Source organism: Streptomyces liliiviolaceus (assembly GCF_018070025.1).
GTDB classification, from domain to species: Bacteria; Actinomycetota; Actinomycetes; order Streptomycetales; family Streptomycetaceae; genus Streptomyces; species Streptomyces liliiviolaceus.
The window spans coordinates 2,964,342-2,983,447 of sequence record NZ_JAGPYQ010000001.1 but is presented as its reverse complement, the minus strand read 5'-3'; the positions used below and the strand labels follow the sequence as shown (position 1 = coordinate 2,983,447).

Sequence of the window (19,106 nt, the reverse complement as noted above, 5' to 3'; positions counted from 1 at the left end):
TGCGGACCCCCGGGGGCGCGGGTGGGACGGAGGAAGAGGCCGGGCGGGTGGGACGGAGGAGGCCGGGCGGGTGCGCGCCCAGCCCCTGTGCGGACTCGGGCTCAGGCTCGGGTTCAGGTGAGCGTGAGCGTCAGCACTCCGGAGTACGCGCCGGGCGGGGTGAACGCCGGGACGTTCAGCGAGAGCCGGGCGTCGACGGTGAACTCGCCGCCGGTGAGCGTGCCGTCGGGGGCGGACGCGAGGGTCGCTCCGGCACTGCCGACCGCGCCGGGCGAACCGGCCTGGCAGGTGCTCGGGCTGCCGGTCTTGGTGAGGCAGACCGGGGTCCAGCCCAGCTTGGCCGCGTCGATCTTCGCCCCGCCGGGGCCGGTGAAGTCGGTGACCTTGCCGGTCAGGGACCAGCCCGCGGGTCCGCCGCGGAAGTCCTTGACGGTCACCGTCTGCAGGGAGCCGCGGGAGAAGCCGCCCTTGCCGTAGTCGACGGCCGCGAGTTCGACGGTGTCCCCGGCCTGGGTCATGGACAACGTCCCCGCCTTGACCGAGGAGTTGACCTTCTGGCTGTTGGCGGGCAGGGGCGTGTCGTCGATGACGACGTAGGCGGCGGGACCCGCGCCCTTGTCGTCGCTCCAGGCACTTCCCTCGTACGCCACCACTCCGGTGGTCGCCTTGTCGCTGACGGCCAGGCTGCCGCTGAAGGAGCCCTGCGCGTTCGCGGTGACGGTCGCCTTGTCGGCCGTCTCGGCGGCGCCGGCCCGTCCGGCGAGGGTGACCGCCGCGCCGGGCGCGAAGTTCGACCCCGTGACGGTCACGCTGTCACCGGGCTTCCCGGAGGCCGTACCGAGGCTGATGGCACGGTTGTTGGTCTGGCCGCCGCCGGTCGCGGTGATCGTCTCGGAGACGGGGGCGGGCGGGGTGATGACCGTGCACGGGGTGTCCAGCTCCAGGAGGTAGCTGGTGTGGATGTTGTAGTCGCCGGGCGACAGGGTGATCGACCCGGTGGCGGTGACCGTGAAGGTGCCGGTCATCGAGAAGGACGGGAAGGCGCCCTTGCCCGGGACGGGGTCGTTCTTCTTGGGGCCCGCGACCGTGAGGTCACCGCTCTGCGCGCCACCCAGGGCCACCTTGCCGGTGGGCGTCATGATGTCGGCGGGCAGGGCGATGTCGACGGGGTTGCTCGCGGCGGGCTTGACCACCGTGTACGTGACGGTGACCGTGTCGCCCACCTTGGGCGCCGCATTGTCGACGGTGATCTTGGCGGTGGTGGTGCCGTCGATCGGGGGGATGCCCGCGATGGGCGGTGGCACGCAGTGCGTGGCGAAGTCGACCTGCTGCGGATCCGCGTTCGCGGGACAGGCGAACGCGCCTCCCGCGGTGACCGCGAGTGCGGCCGTTCCGAGAAATGCCGCCCAGCGGCGGCGTCTTCGGGTTCCTGAACCCATGGGTGCCCCTCCTGTGGATGTGGGCGCTGTGCGCCGACAGGAGGTCATTGATGTGCGGGTTGTGTGAGAAGTCAATGGAACCCTGAAGCATTGACTGATGGGCCATCAGCTTCTGTCAACTTGCCGTGCATAGAGGCGAGTTGGGAGCGGAAAAGCGGACGGACCGGTGCCGCCGCGCGCAGGGCGGCACCGATCCGTACCGGGCCACGGCCCGTGGGGGGACTGCGCGCCGGACGCGCCTACGCTGCGGAGATCACTCGAACACGAACGGGCCGGGCGACTGCGGCCCGTCCGCCGTGCAGGTGATGGTGATCCCGAAGACCGTCATCTTCAGGGAGCCACCGAAGGCTTCCAGGCTGTCGCCGGCCGCGACGGTACCGGGCAGCGGGCCGACCGTGACGCCGCCGCCGGCGGGGATCGCGGGGTTCTCGGTGCCGGAGAAGACGGTCGTTCCGCCGCCCGCCTTCACCAGGGCGAGAGTGGCGGCGACCGAGTCCTCGGTGAGCGCGAGCGGGGTGGTGATCTCGGAGGAGCTGACGGTGAGGGTGGCGGCGGTACCGCTCTGGGTGGCCGTGAGGGTGGCCTCACCGCCACCGTAGATACCGCAGTCCGCGACGATCGTGGCGGTCTGGGGGACCACGGCCGCGGCGCCCGGGGCGAGCGCGAGGCTGGTGGCGAGGGTGCCGGCGGCTAACGCCGCGCCGATTCCGAGTCGCTTACAGATCATTGGATTCCCTTCCCTAGTGCGGGAATTGCCGTGTGGGGACGGCCGACGGGCGCTTCGCTGACGACTGGCTGACGACCCGAATCTGACGACCCGTCGGAAGAGCTGGCGTCTATTGAGGCGCGAGTGCCTCACGATTGCAAGAGAAACGGTGGTGATTCTTCCGCCCCAACGGGCTTCCCCCTGGGGGCTCCGCCCCCACACCCCCGAGACGCCCCCCACCCGCCGCCGCAGGCGCGCCTCAAAGATTGCGCAGTTCCCCGCGCCCCTAAAAGCCAAAAGACCGCGCAGCCCCCCATCCCCGAGAGCTGGGGCGCAGCCCCGCTCCGAGGGGCGCGGGGAACTGCGCGATCAGCCCCCACCGGGCCCGCGGACGGAACCCCCGACGGCCGCCCGACACCTTTCAGTACCGCTCGGTGCAGAAGATGTTACAGTCCATTAAGTATCGATCGGTACCGAACTTTGGTTAGGTCAAAGCCATGGGAAAGCTCGAAGGCAAGACCGCAGTCGTCACCGGCGGCAGCACCGGAATCGGCCTGGCAACGGCGAGAAGGCTCGCCACGGAAGGCGCGCACGTATTCATCACCGGCCGCCGCGAACCCGAGCTGGAGAAGGCCGTCGCCACCATCGGCAACGCCACCGCGGTCCCCGGTGACGTCAGCGTCGCGGCCGACGTGGACCGCCTGTACGAGCGTGTACGGGAGCACGGACAGGGCCTGGACGTGCTGTTCGCCAACGCCGGCATCAACCACATCGCACCCCTGGACGAACTCACCGAGGCCAGCCATGACGCGGTCTTCGACATCAACGTCAAGGGCACCTTCCTCACGGTGCAGAAGGCCCTGCCGCTGCTCAACGACGGCGCCTCGGTGATCCTCACCTCCTCCACCGCCGCCGAAGGAGGCGGCGCGGGCATGAGCGCCTACGGCGCGTCGAAGGCGGCCGTGCGGGCGTACGCCCGCGCCTGGGCCGACGAGCTCGGCAGCCGGGGTGTCCGGGTCAACGCGATCTCGCCGGGCCCGGTCGACACCGCGATGTGGGACGCGGCTTTCGGCGACCGCGCCAAGGAGATGCTGGAGACCGTCGCGGCCGGACTGCCCCCGAAGCGGTTCGCGGACCCGGACGAGATCGCCGCCGCGGTGACCTTCCTCGCCTCGTCGGACAGCAGCTTCGTCTACGGCGCGAATCTCTACGTGGACGGCGGCATGAACCAGATCTGACCGAGCACTCCCCGACCCGGATTACCGAGAGGCAGCCATGTCAGCTGTGCCAGCCATGTCCGACACCGAACTGCGCGCCTTCTTCCAGCGCTACATCGACGCACTCAACGCTCACGAGTTCCACCGCATGACCGAGTTCGTCCATGACGACGTCCTCATGAACGGCCGGCCGGTCACGCGGGACGATGTCATCGCGGCCCAGACGGAACACACCGACGCGGTACCGGACTTCACCTGGCGGGTCGAGGATCTCGCCATCGACGGGGACCAGGTGGCGGCGCGTCTGTTCAATCGGGGCACGCCCGCGAAGGAATGGTTCGGCGTGCACCCCACCGGCGCCACGGTCGAGTACGCGGAGTTCGCCTTCCACAAGGTGCGTGACGGCAAGTTCTACGAGATGAACTACCTGATGGACGCCCAGGCGGTCCGACAACAACTGACCCCCTGACCCCACCACCGCAAAAGATTGCGCAGTTCCCCGCGCCCCCAGATACCCAGGGGCGCGGGGAACTGCGCGACCAGCCCCCACCGGGCCCGCAGGCGAAAACCCTCACCCCGCGGTCAGCACCGCCCGCACCACCCCGTCCGCCCCCGCGACGAACACCGGCGTAGCCGCACCGCCGAGATCCCGCACCGCGGCGAGGTCGTCGTCCGTCAGGGACGCGGACTCCCCCTCGCCCACCACAACCGCCGCCGCTTCCAGGGACGTCGCCCCGGAGGCGACAGCCATCGCCACCGCCGTCCGCAGCGCGCTCAGCCGCAGCGAGGGCAGTGCGACGGTGCCCGCCACGTACGTACGGCCGTTGTCGTCCCGCACGGCCGCACCCTCGGGCACCCCGTTGCGGGCCCGGGCCGCACGGGCCAGGGTGACGATCTTGCGGTCCTCGGGTTCGAGCGCGGTGCTGTCGGTCATGCCCAGAGCATACGTACGACGTCGCACGGCGCGTCGCGCGGCAGCTCAGGGCCGGTCGAGGCGCAACCGCTCCGCCCGCGGCAACCCCGCCACCACCAGGTCGTACGAGTCCTCGACCAGCTCCCGGACCAGCCGCTCGGGCAGCGAGCCGTCCACGGTCACCGTGTTCCAGTGGCGCTTGTTCATGTGCCAGCCCGGAATGATCAGCCCCTCGTGCTCGCCGCGCAGCCGCACCGCGTCCTCGGGGTCGCACTTCAGGTTGACGGTGAGCGGACTGCCCTCCAGAGAGCTGAGCGCGAACATCTTCCCCAGCACCTTGAAGACCGAGGTCTCCGGATTGAAGGGAAACTCCTCCACGGCCGCGTTGAAGGAGAGACAGAGCGCGCGCAGCTCCTGCGGGGTCATCGCGTCACTCCGGCTTCTCCTCGGGGTCGTCGGCATCGGCGCCGGCCGGCACGACCGGTTCGACCAGCACCGTGACGATCTTGTTCCGGCGCCCCGCCGAGGCCTCGGCGGTCAGCAGCAGCTCGCGGCCGTCGGGCAGTTCGACGACCGAGGACGCCCCGGCGATGGGCACGCGGCCGAGCGCCTTCGCGAGGAGCCCGCCGACCGTCTCCACGTCCTCGTCGTCGTACGCCTCGAAGCCGTACAGCTCGCCGAGGTCGCCGATGTCGAGCCGGGCGGTCACCCGGTAGCGGTCGTCGCCGAGGTCCTGCACGGGCGGCAGCTCACGGTCGTACTCGTCGGTGATCTCGCCGACGATCTCCTCAAGGATGTCCTCGATGGTGACGATGCCGGCCGTGCCGCCGTACTCGTCGATGACGACGGCGACGTGGTTGCGGTCCTGCTGCATCTCGCGCAGCAGGTCACCGGCGTTCTTCGTGTCCGGGACGAACGCGGCGGGCCGCATCGCCGTGGACACCAGCTCGCTCTCCGCGTCCCGGCTGATGTGCGTCTTGCGGGCCAGGTCCTTCAAGTACACGATCCCGACGATGTCGTCCTCGCTCTCCCCGGTGACGGGCACGCGCGAGAAACCGGAGCGCAGGGCGAGGGTCAGCGCCTGCCGGATGGTCTTGTACCGCTCGATGACCACCAGGTCGGTGCGCGGGACCATGACCTCCCGGACCAGCGTGTCGCCCAGCTCGAAGACGGAGTGCACCATGCGGCGCTCCTCGTCCTCGATGAGCGACTCCTTCTCCGCCAGGTCGACCATCGCGCGCAGCTCGGCCTCGGAGGCGAAGGGCCCGCGCCGGAAGCCCTTGCCGGGCGTGAGCGCGTTGCCGATGAGGATGAGCAGCGGCGGGACCGGTCCCATGATCCGGGCCAGCGGCAGCAGCACGTACGCCGCCGCCGTGGCCGTGTTCAGCGGGTGCTGGCGGCCGATGGTGCGCGGCGAGACCCCGACGGCGACGTACGAGACGAGGACCATCACGCCGATGGCGACGGCCAGCGCCTGCCAGGTCTCGGCGAACTCCTTCAGGCAGGCGTACGTGACGAGGGCGGCGGACGCCATCTCGCAGGCGACGCGCACCAGCAGGGCCACGTTCAGATAGCGGGTCGGGTCGGCGGCGACCTGGGCGAGCTTGGCGCTGCCTCGGCGGCCCGACCGTACCGCCTCCTCGGCGCGGAAGCTGGAGACGCGTGCGAGGCCGGCCTCCGCGCAGGCGGCGAGCCAGGCGACCACGACCAGGGCGATGGCGCCCAGGACCAGTTGCGGGCTCATGAGACGGTCGGGGCCGGGGAGGGACCTTCGAGGCCCTTCTCCGCACGCCAGCCGTCCACGATGGCGGCCTGCAGACCGAACATCTCGGCCTTCTCGTCGGGCTCCTCGTGGTCGTACCCGAGCAGGTGCAGCACTCCGTGGACGGTGAGGAGCTGGAGCTCCTCGTCCATGGAGTGCTGCGTCTCGGCGTCCTTGCCCTGCTGCTCGGCGACCTCCGGGCACAGCACGATGTCACCGAGCAGCCCCTGCGGCGGCTCCTCGTCGTCCTTCGCGGGCGGCCGCAGCTCGTCCATCGGGAACGACATGACATCCGTGGGGCCCGGCAGGTCCATCCACTGGATGTGCAGCTGCTCCATCGCGTCGGTGTCCACGACGATCACCGAGAGCTCGGAGAGCGGGTGGATGCGCATCCGCGCGAGGGCGTAACGGGCGATGTCGAGGATCGCCTGCTCGTCGACCTCGGTCCCGGACTCGTTGTTGACGTCGATCGACATGGTCGCGCTGGTCTACTTCCGTTTGGTACGGGCGCCCTTGTGGGTGCCGTTCTCCGTGCCGTTCTGGCTGTCGTACTTCTCGTACGCGTCGACGATACGGCCGACCAGCTTGTGCCGGACGACGTCCTGGGTCGTGAGCCGCGAGAAGTGGACGTCGTCGAGGCCCTCCAGGATGTCCTGGACCTGACGCAGACCGGACTTGGTGCCGCTCGGCAGGTCGACCTGCGTCACATCACCGGTGACCACGATCTTCGAATCGAAACCGAGCCGCGTGAGGAACATCTTCATCTGCTCGGCGCTGGTGTTCTGCGCCTCGTCCAGAATGATGAAGGCGTCATTGAGCGTCCTGCCACGCATGTACGCCAGCGGCGCCACCTCGATCGTGCCCGCTGCCATCAGGCGGGGGATCGAGTCCGGGTCGAGCATGTCGTGCAGCGCGTCGTAGAGCGGGCGCAGGTAGGGGTCGATCTTGTCGTAGAGCGTGCCGGGCAGGAAGCCGAGCCGCTCCCCCGCCTCGACCGCCGGGCGGGTCAGGATGATGCGGCTGACCTGCTTGGCCTGGAGGGCCTGCACGGCCTTCGCCATGGCGAGGTAGGTCTTGCCGGTGCCCGCCGGGCCGATGCCGAAGACGATGGTGTGCTTGTCTATGGCGTCGACGTAGCGCTTCTGGTTGAGCGTCTTGGGGCGGATGGTGCGTCCGCGCGAGGACAGGATGTTCTGGGTGAGGACCTCGGCCGGGGTCTCCGGGCCGTCTCCCTCCCCGTTCTCAGTCGCCCGCAGCATGGCGATCGAGCGTTCCACCGCGTCCTCCGTCATCGGCTGTCCGGTGCGGAGCACCAGCATCATCTCGTCGAACAGTCGCTGGACGAGGGCCACTTCACGGGCGTCGCCGATGGCGCTGATCTCATTGCCCCGGACGTGGATGTCGGCCGCCGGGAAAGCCTTCTCGATCACGCGCAGGAGGACGTCCCCGGATCCCAGCACGGTCACCATGGGGTGCGCCGCGGGGACGGTGAACTGGGCTCGTGACTGCCCCTGCGCGGGGGTGTGAGCTGTGGGTGTCTGAGTCATGGGCCGGCTCTGAAGGCCTGCTCATCCTCCTCGGTGAGGCACGCTTGCCGGTACGGCAGCCTTGTGTCTCCAAGAGTACGTCGGGGCACCGACATCACCGTAGGACTTTTCCGCCGCACCTGTGGCACCAGGGGCGGCCCCTGTCCCCCGTGCGGCCTCACGCGGATCTGCGGAAGCCGATCGTCGGTACGGCCCGTCTCAGGGGCCAGGCCCGGGCGCTCCCCGGAAGCAGCGGTTCCAGGAAGGCGTACCGGCCGAGCGCCGCGGGATCCTGGTGGTCGTAGGACTGCACGCGGCGCCACCAGGCGGCGATCTCCGACCAGCCGGGCGCGGACAGCGAGCCCCCGAACTCCTGGACCGACAGCGCCGCGGTGAGGCCCGCGAAGGCGAGGCGGTCGGCGAGCGGCCAGCCGGCCAGCGTGCCCGTCACGAACCCCGCGACGAAGACGTCCCCGGCGCCGGTCGGGTCCATCGCCTCGACCTCGATGGCCGGAACCTCCGCGGTCTCACCGGTCCGGCGGTCCACGGCGTACGCGCCCTCGGCACCCAGCGTGACGACGGCGAGCGGTACGTGCTCGGTGAGCGCGTGCGCGGCGGCGCGCGGACACGAGGCGCCGGTGTACCGCATGGCCTCCTCGGCGTTCGGCAGGAACGCCTCGCAGTGCCGCAGGTCGGGGAGCCCGGCGAGGTCCCAGCGGCCCGTGTCGTCCCAGCCCACGTCGGCGAAGATCCGGGTACCGCGCTCCGCCGCCCCGGCGATCCAGTGCGCGCTCGTGCCCGGCGTCAGCGAGGCGACGGCCGCCCGCGCGCGGGGCGAGCAGTCGGGCGCGGGCTCCTCCGGGGGCGGCTCGTGGCCGTGGCTGACCATGGTCCGTTCGCCCTCGTACGCCATCGAGACGGTCACCGGGGAGTGCCAGCCGGGCGCGGTGCGGGACGCGGAGAGGTCGATGTGTTCGCCCTGCTCCAGGGCGTCCCAGCAGTACTCCCCGTAGTGGTCGTCCCCGAAGGCCGCGGCGAGCGAGGTCTTCAGGCCGAGCCTGGCCAGCGCGGTGGCCATGTTCGCGACGCCGCCGGGGCTGGAGCCCATGCCGCGGGCCCAGGACTCGGTCCCGCGGACGGGGGCGGAGTCGAGTCCGGTGAAGATGATGTCGAGGAAGACGGTGCCGGTGAGGTAGACGTCCCAGGGCGGGTCGTCGGAGCGGCGCAGTTCGGCGAGTGGGTCGAACTGGGCCTGTCGGTACGGTCCCTTCCCGTTGGACGCGGTCACGGTGCGCTCCCCTGAGTGGTGCGGATTCAGGCCAGTGTGCACCAAACGCTCTTCAGGGCGGGGAGGGTCACGCCGGGCCCTCGCGTCCCGTCGACCACAGGCCGGTTCCCACTCCGGCTCCCACCCCGATTCCCGCTCCGGCTCCCGCTCCGGTTCAGACTCAGGACGGGTCGAAATCGCGCTCTGTTACCCGGGTCGACATCTCCCAAACAACAAGTGGTCCAGATCACATCCTCCGGCTTATCGAATCCGCCCTTCCGCTTGATACAAATTGCCCGCGCGTTCCTGTCCGTCGACGGCCGCACCAACTCCCCTTCGCATGGCCCCCCCCTTTCCGTCCGCACGCCCAGGGAACGCCCGTGTCCGCCCGCTCCACCGCTCCGTCCTGGCCCCTCGTCGCCCTTTTCACGGCGGGCTATCTGGCCCCGTACCTGCTGCCCACCACCGTCGGCAGACTCGACGCGGCCCTTCCCCTCTCCGCCACCCAGGCCGGTGCCGTCGGCAGTCTGCTGCTGCTCAGCTCGGCCGCGGCGGGCTTCGCCCTCGCCTCCCGGATCCACCGGCTGGGCGCCCGCCGCCTGGCCCGCGCGGGCCTGCTGCTCGCCGTGCTCGGCTACGGCACGGCCGCGCTGTCGACCAGCGTGCCCACCGTCATCGCCGGCGCGCTGGTCGGCGGCCTCGGCTCCGGTACGGCCACCACGGTCGCCGCCGCCGGTACGGCCGCCCGGCGGGACCCCCACCGCACCACGACCCTCGGTCTGCTGAGCGTCTCCGCCCTCGCGGCGGCCGTCTACCTGACGGTCCCCCACCTGGGCCCGGGCCACGGCCTGCCCCTCGCGGCGGTCGCGCTCACCGCGGCCCTCGTGTGGCCCGCGACCGCCCATCTGCCCACCAGGTCCGGTGAGGTCCCGGCGACCGCCCACCGCCCCGCTTCGACGCCGCCGCCCCCGCTGCCGTACCGCCGCCCCGGCCTGGTGCTCGCCGCGGCCATGCTCTGCTGGTCCCTGGTCCAGAACTCCCTGTGGGGCGTCAGCAGCCACATCGGGACCCGGCAGGCGGGCCTGGGCGAGGCGACGGTCGGCGTGGTCTTCGCGGTGGCGCTCGGCGCGGGCCTGCTCGGTGTGCTGTGCGCGGGTGCGCTCGGGCCCCGGATCGGCCGGGCGCTGCCCGTCGGCGCGGGCACCGTCCTGATCGCTGTCTGCATCGTGGTCAGCGCGGGCGCCGACGGTCTGACGAGCTTCGCCGTGGGCGAGATCGCCTGGAACGCCCTCTACCCGGTGGTCCTCTCCTACCTGATCAGCCTGGCCGCGTCGCTCGACCCGCACGGCCGCTGGGCGGTCCTGGCGGGCTCGGCGTCCTCGCTCGGCACCGCGTGCGGCCCGCTGACGGGCAGCCTGCTCTCGGCGGCGGCGGGCTATCCCGCGATGGGCTGGGTGCTCGCGACGGTCCTGCTCCTGCTGGCCGTGCCGCTGGCCGCGGTGGCCGTGCGCACCACGGGCGGCCCCGTGGTGCGGGGCCCGGAACCGGTCCTGCGCGGCGGCCCCGTGGAGCAGTCGGCGCATCAGCCGGTGCAGCAGCCCGTGCCCGTGGAGCAGCCCGTGGTGGAGATCACCGTGGACCAACCCCATCCCGCGCAGCAGGAGTTCGACACTGCGGGCCCCCAGAACTCGGGCACGTCACCCTCGGCACCCGCGCCCTGAGCCACCGCCGCCGGCCCACCGGATCCCCTCAGGCTCCGAACTCGTACGCCTCCACCTCGGCGAGGTACCGGGCCCGTCGTTCCTCGTCGTGTTCGAGGAACGACGCGGTGAACGAGTTCCGGGCCAGTGCGCGCAGCCGCTCCGGGGAGAGCCCGAGCGCCGTACGCACGGCGTCGAAGTTGTCCCCGGCGTAGCCGCCGAAGTACGCGGGGTCGTCGGAGTTGACCGTGCACAGCAGTCCCGCGTCGAGCATCGCGGGCAGCGGGTGGTCCGCAAGTACGTCGACGGCCCGCAGCCGTACGTTGGACAGGGGGCACAGCGTCAGCGGCACCTGCTCCCGCACCAGCCGGGCCACCAGTTCCGGGTCCTCCATGCAGCGCAGCCCGTGGTCGATCCGCTCGACCCCGAGCACGTCGAGCGCCTCGGTGACGTACGCGGGCGGCCCCTCCTCGCCCGCGTGCGCGACCCGGCGCAGGCCGAGCGCGGCGGCGGCCTCGTACACCTCGCGGAACTTCGCCGGCGGGTGCCCGACCTCGGCGGAGTCGAGTCCGACGCCGACGATCGGTCCTCCCGGCGCCAGATACGGCTTCGCGGCCTCCAGGGTTTCCAGCGCGGACCCGGCGGACTCGTCGCGCAGGAAGCACATGATCAGCTGGGTGGAGATGCCGTGCGCGGCCTCTCCCCCACTCTCGGCTTCGTTCGAGCGGGGGGACCCCCATCGGTCGAGCGCCCGCCCGAGCCCTTCCACCACCGTGCCGATGTCGACGCCCCGCGCGAGGTGCGCCTGCGGGTCGAAGAAGATCTCCGCGTGCCGCACGCCCTGGGCGGCGGCGCGCGCGAGGTACGCGTCGGCGAGGTCCGCGAAGTCGTCCTCGGTCCGCAGCACGGCCATGAGCCCGTAGTACAGGTTCAGGAACGACTGCAGATCGGTGAACTCGTACGCCTTGCGCAGCTCGTCCGTGTCCGCGTACGGCAGCGTGATCCCGTTGCGGGCCGCCAGGGCGAAAGCCAGCTCGGGCTCCAGCGTGCCTTCGATGTGCAGGTGCAGTTCAGCTTTGGGGAGGGGCATCGAAGCATGGTACGGGTGTTTTACCGACGCTTCGGAACCGGCACCCTCAGCAGATCGTGCGCCACGGTCAGCTCCCCCTCGAACCCGGCGGCCCGCGCCTGCCGCTCGAACTCCTCAGGATCGGAGTACCGCTGACTGAAGTGCGTGAGCACCAGATGCCGTACGCCCGCGTCCCGCGCCACGGTGGCCGCCTGCCCGGCGGTCAGATGACCGTGGTCGACGGCGAGCCGCACGTCCTCGTCCAGGAACGTCGACTCGATGACGAGCAGGTCGCAGCCCTCGGCGAGGGCGTACACCCCGTCGCACAGCCGGGTGTCCATGACGAACGCGAACCGCTGTCCGCGCCGCACCTCGCTGACGTCGTCGAGCAGGACGTCCCCGAGGGCCCCCTCCCGCTGGATCCGCCCCACGTCCGGGCCCTTGATCCCGTGCGCGGCCAGGCGGTCGCCCAGCATCCGCCGCCCGTCGGGCTCGACGAGCCGGTAGCCGTACGACTCGACGGGATGCGACAGCTTCCGGGCCTCCAGCTCGTACGTCTTCGTGGCCGCGAGGACCCCGTCGGCGTCCACCGGGGCCTCGGTGAGCGCGACCGTCTCGCGGTAGGCGGTCGCGTACCGCAGCCGGTCGAAGAACTTCTGCCCGGAGCGCGGATAGTGCGCGCTGATCCCGTGCGGCACCCGGTCGAGGTTGATCCGCTGGATCACCCCGGCCAGGCCCAGCGAGTGGTCGCCGTGGAAGTGCGTGACGCAGATCCGGTGCAGGTCGTGCGCGGCCACCCCGGCCCGCAGCATCTGCCGCTGCGTGCCCTCGCCGGGATCGAAGAGGATGCCCTCGCCGTCCCAGCGCAGCAGATAGCCGTTGTGGTTGCGGTGCCGGGTGGGAACCTGGCTGGCGGTCCCGAGGACCACCAATTCACGTACGGACACGTCGGGTTGTCCAGCTTCTCGCTATCCGGGGGGCCACTGCAGACCGCGACCGCCCAGTACGTGGGCGTGCGCGTGGAAGACGGTCTGCCCGGCTCCGCTCCCGGTGTTGAAGACGAGGCGGTAGCTGTCGAGTTTCTCCTCGGCGGCGACCTCACCGGCCTCGCGCACGACGTCGGCGAGGATCGCCGGTTCGGCGGCGGCGAGGGAGGCGGCGTCCGGGTGATGGACCTTCGGGATCACCAGGATGTGGGTGGGTGCCTGCGGGTTTATGTCCCGGAAGGCGAGAGTCGTCTCCGTCTCACGCACGACGGTCGCCGGGATCTTCCCCCCGACGATCTTGCAGAACAGACAGTCGTCCTGCGGTTCCCCTGCCATTGAGCAGCCTCCTCAGCCAGAGTTGATCGATGCCCCGGCATGGTACCGAGCGCCGTTTTCTTGGGGGCGCGGGGAACGGCGCAGTCTTTTGCCCTTGAGGGGCGCGGGGAACTGCGCGACCAGCCCCCACGCACCCGCACCCGCACCCGCACCCGACGAACCACCCCTCACGCCCCCGGCAACTCCGGAGCCACCTTCGACGGGTTGTCGGCGAGCGCCGCCAGCGCAATCCGCACAGCCTCGTCAAGCTGAACATCCCGCCCGGCGGCGTAGTCCTGAGGCGTCTGGACGACCTCGACGTCCGGATCGACGCCGTGGTTCTCCACCCCCCACTCGTACCCCTCAAGCCAGAACGCGTACTTGGGCTGGGTGACCAGCGTCCCGTCGACCAGCCGGTACCGGCTGTCGATCCCGACGACCCCGCCCCACGTGCGCGTACCGACGACGGGCCCGATCCCGAGCGCCTTGATCGCCGCGTTCACGATGTCCCCGTCCGACCCGGAGAACTCGTTGGCGACGGCCACGACGGGCCCGCGGGGCGCGTCCTCGGGATAGCTCGTCGCCCGCATCCCGCGCGCGAGGTCCCAGCCGACGATCCGCCGGGCGAGCTTCTCGATGACGAGCTGCGAGGTGTGCCCGCCCCGGTTCTCGCGGACGTCCACGACAAGACCCTCCCGCGCCACCTCGATCCGCAGATCGCGGTGAATCTGCGCCCAGCCGGGCGCCTGCATGTCGGGCACGTGCAGATATCCGAGCCGTCCGCCGGACTTCTCGTGCACATAGGCGCGCCGGTCGGCGACCCACGCGTGGTAGCGCAGCGGCTCCTCGTCGGACATCGGCACGACCACCGCGTGCCGCGGATCGCCGCCGCCCGCCGGGGAGATCGTCAGCTCGACGGGCTTGCCGGCCGTGCCGACGAGCAACGGCCAGGGCCCGGCGACCGGGTCGACGGGCTGCCCGGAGACGGCCACGATGGCGTCGCCCGCGCGCACCGCGACCCCGGGCGCGGCGAGCGGCGACTGCGCGTCGGGGTCGGAGGTCTCCGACGGCAGGATGCGGTCGATACGCCACAGGGGCGCCCCCTGCGGGCCGTCCTCGTGGCGGGAGATGTCGGCGCCCAGCAACCCCTGCCGTTCCCCGTGCCCGAACCCGCCGCGCGGCATGACGTACGCGTGCGAGGTGCCGAGTTCGCCCTGCACCTCCCAGAGGAGGTCGACCAGGTCGTCGTGGGTGGCGACCCGTGCGAGGACGGGACGGTAGCGGTCCAGTACGCCGTCCCAGTCGGTGCCGCCCAGGTCGGGGCGCCAGAAGTTGTCGCGCATGAGGCGGCCGGTCTCGTCGTACATCTGTCGCCACTCGGCGGCCGGGTCGACGCTCTGGCGGATGCGCGACAGGTCGACCGTGATGTTGGTGTCGCTCTCGTCGTCGTTCGAGGCGCGCCGGTCGCTCGGTACGACCTTCAGTTTGCCGTCGGTCCACAGCAGGATCCGCTTGCCGTCGCCGGTGACCATGAAGCCGTCGGCGTCCGAGGCGAGGTGCTCGATGCGCTGCTGGGCGAGGTCGTAGCGCTCCAGGTCGGTCTTGGGGTCCGGGTCGTCGGGGGTGGCGCGGGAGGCGCCCAGCACACCGCGCACGGGGTGCCGCAGCCACAGCAGTCCGTCCTTGGCGGCCCGCAGCGCGCTGTAGCGGGCGGCCTCGACGGGGAACGGCACGATGCGGTCGCCGAGTCCTTCGAGGTCGATCCGGGTGGCCGGGGAGCCCTCGCTGTCGGGTGTCTCGTCCTTGTCGGGCGCCTCGAAGGGCCGCCCGTGCCGCTGGGGTCCGAAGGGCGAGGGGGTGGTGGCGGCGAGGGTGATGAGATGCGGCCGGGAGCCGCCGACGAAGGCGAGGTCGAAGACGTGCTCGTCGTAGACGGGGTCGAAGGACCGCGCGGACAGGAAGGCCAGATGCTTCCCGTCGAGGGTGAACGCGGGCGCGTAGTCGCGGAATCGCAGCGGTGTCGCCTCGGTCACCGACAGGTCGGCGGTGTTGGCGAGCTTGAGCTGGCGCAGCGGGCGCGGGCCGGGGTGCGACCAGGCCAGCCAGGCCGAGTCGGGCGAGAAGACGAGCCCGGAGACCTCGCCGTCCTCGCTGCGGTCGACCTCGCGGACCTCGCCGGTCTCGCGCTCGACGAGCAGGACGCGGCCGTCGTGCGAGGCGACCGCGGCGCGGCTGCCGTCGGGTGCCATCGCGAGCCCGAGGACGCGGCCGAGCTGTCCGGCGGCGAGCCTGCGCGGGGTCGCGCCGGGGGCCACGCCGGTCGCCGGGGCGAACTCCAGCGCGTCGTCGCCCTCCGCGTCGGTCGCCCACACCACGTGCTCCTCGCCGTCGGCGCGGAAGGTGCGGGGCAGCCTGGCCCGTACGCCCTGTTCGGCGGCGAGCGCGCGGGCGGGGCCCGAGCGGTGGGTGACCCAGTGGACGGCTCCGCGCACGGCGACCGCGCTGCCGCGGCCGGTGTGGTCGGGGGCGGCGGCGCCGAACCAGCGGGAGGCGTTCACCGGATGGGGCTGAAGATCGACGCGCTGGCCGCCGAGCCGGATGTCGAGCCTGCGCGGCTCGGCCCCGTCGAGGTCGTCGAGGATCCACAGCTCACCGGCGGACGCGTACACGACGCGGGTCCCGTCGGTGGAGGCGTGCCGCGCGTAGAAGCCCTCGATCCCGGTGTGCCGCCGCAGGTCCGATCCGTCGGCGAGGGAGGAGTAGACGGCTCCCACGCCTTCGTGGTCGGAGAGGAAGACGACCCGCTCCCCGACCCACGACGGATATTCGAGGTTCCCGTCGAGATCGGCGTGCAGCCGTACGAACTCGCCGCGCTCCCCCTCACCTTCGCTCTCCCGGTCGATCCACAGCTTGCCCGCGGTGCCGCCCCGGTAGCGCTTCCACCAGGCGGCCTCGCGGCCCATGGGCGCGGACAGCAGGACGGTGCCGCCGGGGCCGCGGACCACATCGCCGACGGGCCCGTACGGGAGGGTGGTCGCGGGTCCGCCGTCGAGCGGGATGGCGCGGGCCCAGCTGCGGCGCAGGCTCGCCTGGCCCTGCGAGCTGAGCGCGAGCACCTCCCCCTCGGGGGTCCAGCCGCGCACCTGGGTCTTCCAACTGCCCCAGTACGTCAGGCGGGTGCTGGAGCCTCCGTCGACGGGGGCGATGTGCACCTCGGGGGCGCCGTCGCGGGTCGAGGTCCAGGCGACGGTCGCCCCGTCCGGGGAGATCCGTGGATGGTTCACGGGAACGTTGTCGGCACTGACCCGCCAGGCACGGCCGCCGTCGAGCGGCGCCACCCAGACGTCGTCCTCGGCGGTGAAGGCGATCAACTCACCGTGCAGGTGCGGATACCGGAGATACGCGGAGGTCGCGGCGGATGCGGCGGATGCGGATGCAGGCTGTGTCACCCGATCACCCTATGCAGCCGTCCCGGCCGCGACCAGAGCTTTCGATCACTTCCCCGGGCCGGCCGCTTCGTCGCATTGATCACTTTCCCGAGATGCAGGAGCAACTCGGGTTCGGATACACGGTCACGGTCCGGGTGACGGTGACGGTCGCGCCGGGCTGGTCGGGCGGCGGAGTCGTCGGGTTGTCGACGGGCGGCGTACTCGCCTGGCAATTGCCGAGGACGTTCACGCGGAACACTTCCTTGCCGTCCACCGTGGCGGTGAGGTCGCCGCGTACGCAGGTGCCGTCGATCTCCTGCGTCACCTTGCCCTTGATGCTGATGTCCTGGCCGTCCTTGGTCTCGCCCGTGCAGTCGACGGACGCCACGTTGTGCACGCTCGCGGAGGGTGTGGGTTCGCCCTTCTCGCCGTACGAGGCGGTGCAGGTGAGCCACTTCACGTCGACGCCCCGCTTCTCCAGCTCGCTCGTGCCCTTCTGGTCGGTGGTGATCGCGACGGCCGCGGTGTTCAGGCCGTCGCCCGGTTCACACGCGACCAGCGCGAACACGGCCGAGACGGCGGCCAGGGCGATCGCCGGGCCGCGGTGCCGTATACGCCTCAGTGCCCGCATGCACGGCAGCGTGCCACTGCTCGCGCCGACGCGGTAGACCCCATGCGGCCACGCTCACCCTCTCGGGGACATTGCCCCCGAACCCCCTTGTCCTCAAACGCCGGACAGGCTAGGTACGTCGTCTGCGGGTCCGGTGGGGGCGGGCCGCGCAGTTCCCCGCGCCCCTGGGTATCTCAGCCCGTCCGGCGTTTGAGGACGAGCGCGAAGCGCGATAAGGGGGCGAGGGGCGCAGCCCCCTGCGTGGACGGGAACGGGTAGGGGCGGCGGGGGCGAAAAAAGCTACGACCAGCGCCCCGTCCGGCCCAGCAGCAGCGCCACCGCTGCCGTCCCCGCCGTCGACGTACGCAACACACTGCGCCCCAGCCGGCACACCCGCGCCCCGGCCTCGGCGAACATCGACAACTCCTCGGGAGACACGCCCCCTTCGGGCCCGACGACGAGCACGATCGACCCGGCGACGGGCAACTCGACGGTGGCGAGGGGCTCACCGGGATACCCCCGGTCCTCGTGCAGCACCGCCGCGAACTCCGCTTTGGCGAGAAACGCCGCAACCTGCTTCGTCGACATCGCGTCCGCGACCTCCGCGAACCGCACCCGCCGCGACTGCTTGCCCGCCTCCCGCGCGGTGGCCCGCCACTTCGCCAGGGCCTTGAGCCCCCGCTCACCCTTCCACTGCGTGATGCAACGCGACGCCGCCCAGGGGACGATCGCGTCGACGCCGGTCTCCGACATGGTCTCGACGGCGAGTTCACCCCGGTCGCCCTTGGGCAGCGCCTGCACGACGGTGATACGGGGGGCGGGCAGCGGCTCCTCGTGGATCACGTGGAGGTCCGCCACGACGAGCCGGTCCTTGCCCTCGGCCGTCATGACGACACCCTCGGCCCAGCGGCCCCGCCCGTCGGTGAGGACCACGTCCTCACCGGTGCGCAGCCGCTTCACGGACACGGCGTGCCGCCCTTCGGACCCGTCGAGCACGAACTGCGGCCCGCCGGGCACCTCGTCGACCACGAACACCGGCGCGGTCATCGCCCGACGCCCCCGTCCTGCTCGGCCGACAACGCTGTCCGGGCGGCGGCGAGTTCGGCCGCGAGCACCTCCACCAGCTGTCCGGCGGGCAGTTCGCGGGCGAGCCGGTGCCCCTGCCCCGCCCACAGCGCCATGCCCTGCGCGTCCCCCGCCTTTGCGGCGGCCTTGCGCAGCGCGGAGGTGAGGTGGTGCACCTCGGGGTAGGCGGCGGGCGCGTACGGCCCGTGCTCGCGCATGAAGCGGTTCATCAGTCCGCGCGCGGGGCGGCCGGAGAACGCCCGCGTCAGCTGCGTACGGACGAAGAGGGGGTTGGTCAGCGCCTGCTTGTGCAGGGCGTTGGCGCCGGACTCGGGGGTGGCGAGGAAGGCGGTGCCCAGCTGGGCGGCGCTCGCGCCGGCGGCCAGCGCCGCGGCGATCTGGCTGCCGCGCATGATGCCGCCGGCCGCGACGATCGGGATCTGCACGGTCTCGCGGACCAGCGCGATGAGCGACAGCAGTCCGATGCCGGAGCCGTCCGTCTCCGGGTTGTCGCGGTGGGTGCCCTGGTGGCCGCCGGCCTCGACGCCCTGCACGATGACCGCGTCGGCGCCCGCCCACTGCACGGCCTGCGCCTCCTCGGCGGTGGTCGCGGTGACGAGGGTGAGCGTGCCGGCCCGGCTCAGGGAGTCGAGGACGTCGCGGGTGGGGCACCCGAAGTGGAAGGAGACGACCGGCACCGGGTTGTCGAGGAGGACGGCGAGCTTGGCGTCGTAGCCGTCGTCGCGTCCGCTGTCGGGGTCGCCCAGTTCGGTCTCGTACCAGGAGGACTCACCGGCGAGCTGGTGGGCGTACACCTCGACGGCCGACCGGTCGGCGTACTCGGGCTGCGGCATGAAGAGGTTCACGCCGAACGGCCTGCTGGTGGCCCCGCGCAGCTGCTTGATGTCCTGGTACATGCCGTCGGCCGTCTTGTAGCCGGCGGCGAGGAAACCGAGCCCCCCGGCCTCGGACACGGCCGCGGCGAGCTGCGGCACGGAGACGCCGCCGGCCATCGGGGCCTGCACGATCGGGAGGGGGAAAAGATCGGTCAGCGCGGAGGACATGACGGCATGTTGTCACGTCCTCCGTACAAGTCCGAATCC

At 71.7% G+C, this 19,106-nt stretch carries 18 protein-coding genes; 3 read left to right on the top strand and 15 right to left on the bottom strand.

Annotated features, from left to right (window positions below):
* Positions 1-113: 113 nt before the first annotated feature.
* A complete protein-coding gene (locus J8N05_RS13050) occupies positions 114-1,439 on the bottom strand; it encodes a WxL domain-containing protein (protein ID WP_210882735.1) in 1,326 nt (441 codons plus the stop codon).
* Positions 1,440-1,692: 253 nt separating this feature from the next.
* Positions 1,693-2,166 (bottom strand): hypothetical protein, encoded by a 474-nt coding sequence (locus J8N05_RS13045; protein ID WP_210882734.1) that lies wholly within the window; start codon positions 2,164-2,166, stop codon positions 1,693-1,695.
* A gap of 476 nt (positions 2,167-2,642) precedes the next feature.
* Between J8N05_RS13045 and J8N05_RS13040 the strand changes: the two genes are divergently transcribed.
* Positions 2,643-3,383: an SDR family NAD(P)-dependent oxidoreductase gene (locus J8N05_RS13040; RefSeq protein WP_210882733.1), complete on the top strand. Its 741-nt coding sequence runs from the start codon at positions 2,643-2,645 to the stop codon at positions 3,381-3,383.
* A 37-nt stretch (positions 3,384-3,420) separates the two neighbouring features.
* Positions 3,421-3,831, top strand: a complete 411-nt coding sequence (locus J8N05_RS13035; RefSeq protein WP_247706256.1) for an ester cyclase — start codon at positions 3,421-3,423, stop codon at positions 3,829-3,831.
* Between the two features lie 102 nt (positions 3,832-3,933).
* Here J8N05_RS13035 and J8N05_RS13030 read toward each other — a convergent pair whose 3' ends face one another.
* The 6 genes from J8N05_RS13030 to J8N05_RS13005 form a co-directional block, all read right to left on the bottom strand.
* Positions 3,934-4,296: a cytidine deaminase gene (locus J8N05_RS13030; protein ID WP_210882732.1), complete on the bottom strand. Its 363-nt coding sequence runs from the start codon at positions 4,294-4,296 to the stop codon at positions 3,934-3,936.
* A gap of 45 nt (positions 4,297-4,341) precedes the next feature.
* Positions 4,342-4,701: an MmcQ/YjbR family DNA-binding protein gene (locus J8N05_RS13025; RefSeq protein ID WP_210882731.1), complete on the bottom strand. Its 360-nt coding sequence runs from the start codon at positions 4,699-4,701 to the stop codon at positions 4,342-4,344.
* Positions 4,702-4,705: 4 nt separating this feature from the next.
* A complete protein-coding gene (locus J8N05_RS13020) occupies positions 4,706-6,019 on the bottom strand; it encodes a hemolysin family protein (RefSeq protein ID WP_210882730.1) in 1,314 nt (437 codons plus the stop codon).
* On the bottom strand, positions 6,016-6,513 hold the full coding sequence (ybeY, locus tag J8N05_RS13015; protein ID WP_210882729.1) for an rRNA maturation RNase YbeY: 498 nt from the start codon (positions 6,511-6,513) through the stop codon (positions 6,016-6,018). The genes J8N05_RS13020 and ybeY overlap by 4 nt, the downstream gene beginning before the upstream one ends.
* A 12-nt stretch (positions 6,514-6,525) precedes the next feature.
* Positions 6,526-7,584 carry a PhoH family protein gene (locus J8N05_RS13010; RefSeq protein ID WP_189775909.1) on the bottom strand — a complete coding sequence of 353 codons (1,059 nt, stop codon included), beginning with the start codon at positions 7,582-7,584 and terminating at the stop codon, positions 6,526-6,528.
* A gap of 157 nt (positions 7,585-7,741) precedes the next feature.
* A complete protein-coding gene (locus tag J8N05_RS13005; protein WP_210882728.1) occupies positions 7,742-8,851 on the bottom strand; it encodes a carbohydrate kinase family protein in 1,110 nt (369 codons plus the stop codon).
* A gap of 359 nt (positions 8,852-9,210) precedes the next feature.
* Here J8N05_RS13005 and J8N05_RS13000 point away from each other — a divergent pair, with 359 nt between their 5' ends.
* Positions 9,211-10,551 carry an MFS transporter gene (locus J8N05_RS13000; protein ID WP_210882726.1) on the top strand — a complete coding sequence of 447 codons (1,341 nt, stop codon included), beginning with the start codon at positions 9,211-9,213 and terminating at the stop codon, positions 10,549-10,551.
* A 28-nt stretch (positions 10,552-10,579) separates the two neighbouring features.
* Here J8N05_RS13000 and J8N05_RS12995 read toward each other — a convergent pair whose 3' ends face one another.
* The 7 genes from J8N05_RS12995 to J8N05_RS12965 all read right to left on the bottom strand — a co-directional run bounded on the left by J8N05_RS12995 (position 10,580) and on the right by J8N05_RS12965 (position 19,067).
* Positions 10,580-11,620 (bottom strand): adenosine deaminase, encoded by a 1,041-nt coding sequence (locus J8N05_RS12995; RefSeq protein ID WP_210882724.1) that lies wholly within the window; start codon positions 11,618-11,620, stop codon positions 10,580-10,582.
* A gap of 20 nt (positions 11,621-11,640) precedes the next feature.
* The gene (locus J8N05_RS12990; protein WP_210882722.1) at positions 11,641-12,546 is read right to left on the bottom strand and encodes a ribonuclease Z; all 906 of its coding nucleotides are present in this window, start codon (positions 12,544-12,546) and stop codon (positions 11,641-11,643) included.
* A gap of 21 nt (positions 12,547-12,567) precedes the next feature.
* The gene (locus J8N05_RS12985; RefSeq protein WP_210882720.1) at positions 12,568-12,921 is read right to left on the bottom strand and encodes a histidine triad nucleotide-binding protein; all 354 of its coding nucleotides are present in this window, start codon (positions 12,919-12,921) and stop codon (positions 12,568-12,570) included.
* A gap of 167 nt (positions 12,922-13,088) precedes the next feature.
* Positions 13,089-16,349 carry a S41 family peptidase gene (locus J8N05_RS12980; RefSeq protein WP_210882717.1) on the bottom strand — a complete coding sequence of 1,087 codons (3,261 nt, stop codon included), beginning with the start codon at positions 16,347-16,349 and terminating at the stop codon, positions 13,089-13,091.
* A 79-nt stretch (positions 16,350-16,428) separates the two neighbouring features.
* Positions 16,429-16,959, bottom strand: coding sequence for a hypothetical protein (locus tag J8N05_RS12975; protein ID WP_210882715.1), 531 nt, complete (start codon positions 16,957-16,959; stop codon positions 16,429-16,431).
* A gap of 279 nt (positions 16,960-17,238) precedes the next feature.
* On the bottom strand, positions 17,239-17,985 hold the full coding sequence (locus J8N05_RS12970) for a 16S rRNA (uracil(1498)-N(3))-methyltransferase (protein WP_210882713.1): 747 nt from the start codon (positions 17,983-17,985) through the stop codon (positions 17,239-17,241).
* A complete protein-coding gene (locus J8N05_RS12965; RefSeq protein WP_210882711.1) occupies positions 17,982-19,067 on the bottom strand; it encodes a nitronate monooxygenase in 1,086 nt (361 codons plus the stop codon). Before J8N05_RS12965 ends, J8N05_RS12970 begins: the two co-directional genes overlap by 4 nt.
* Positions 19,068-19,106: the final 39 nt, after the last annotated feature.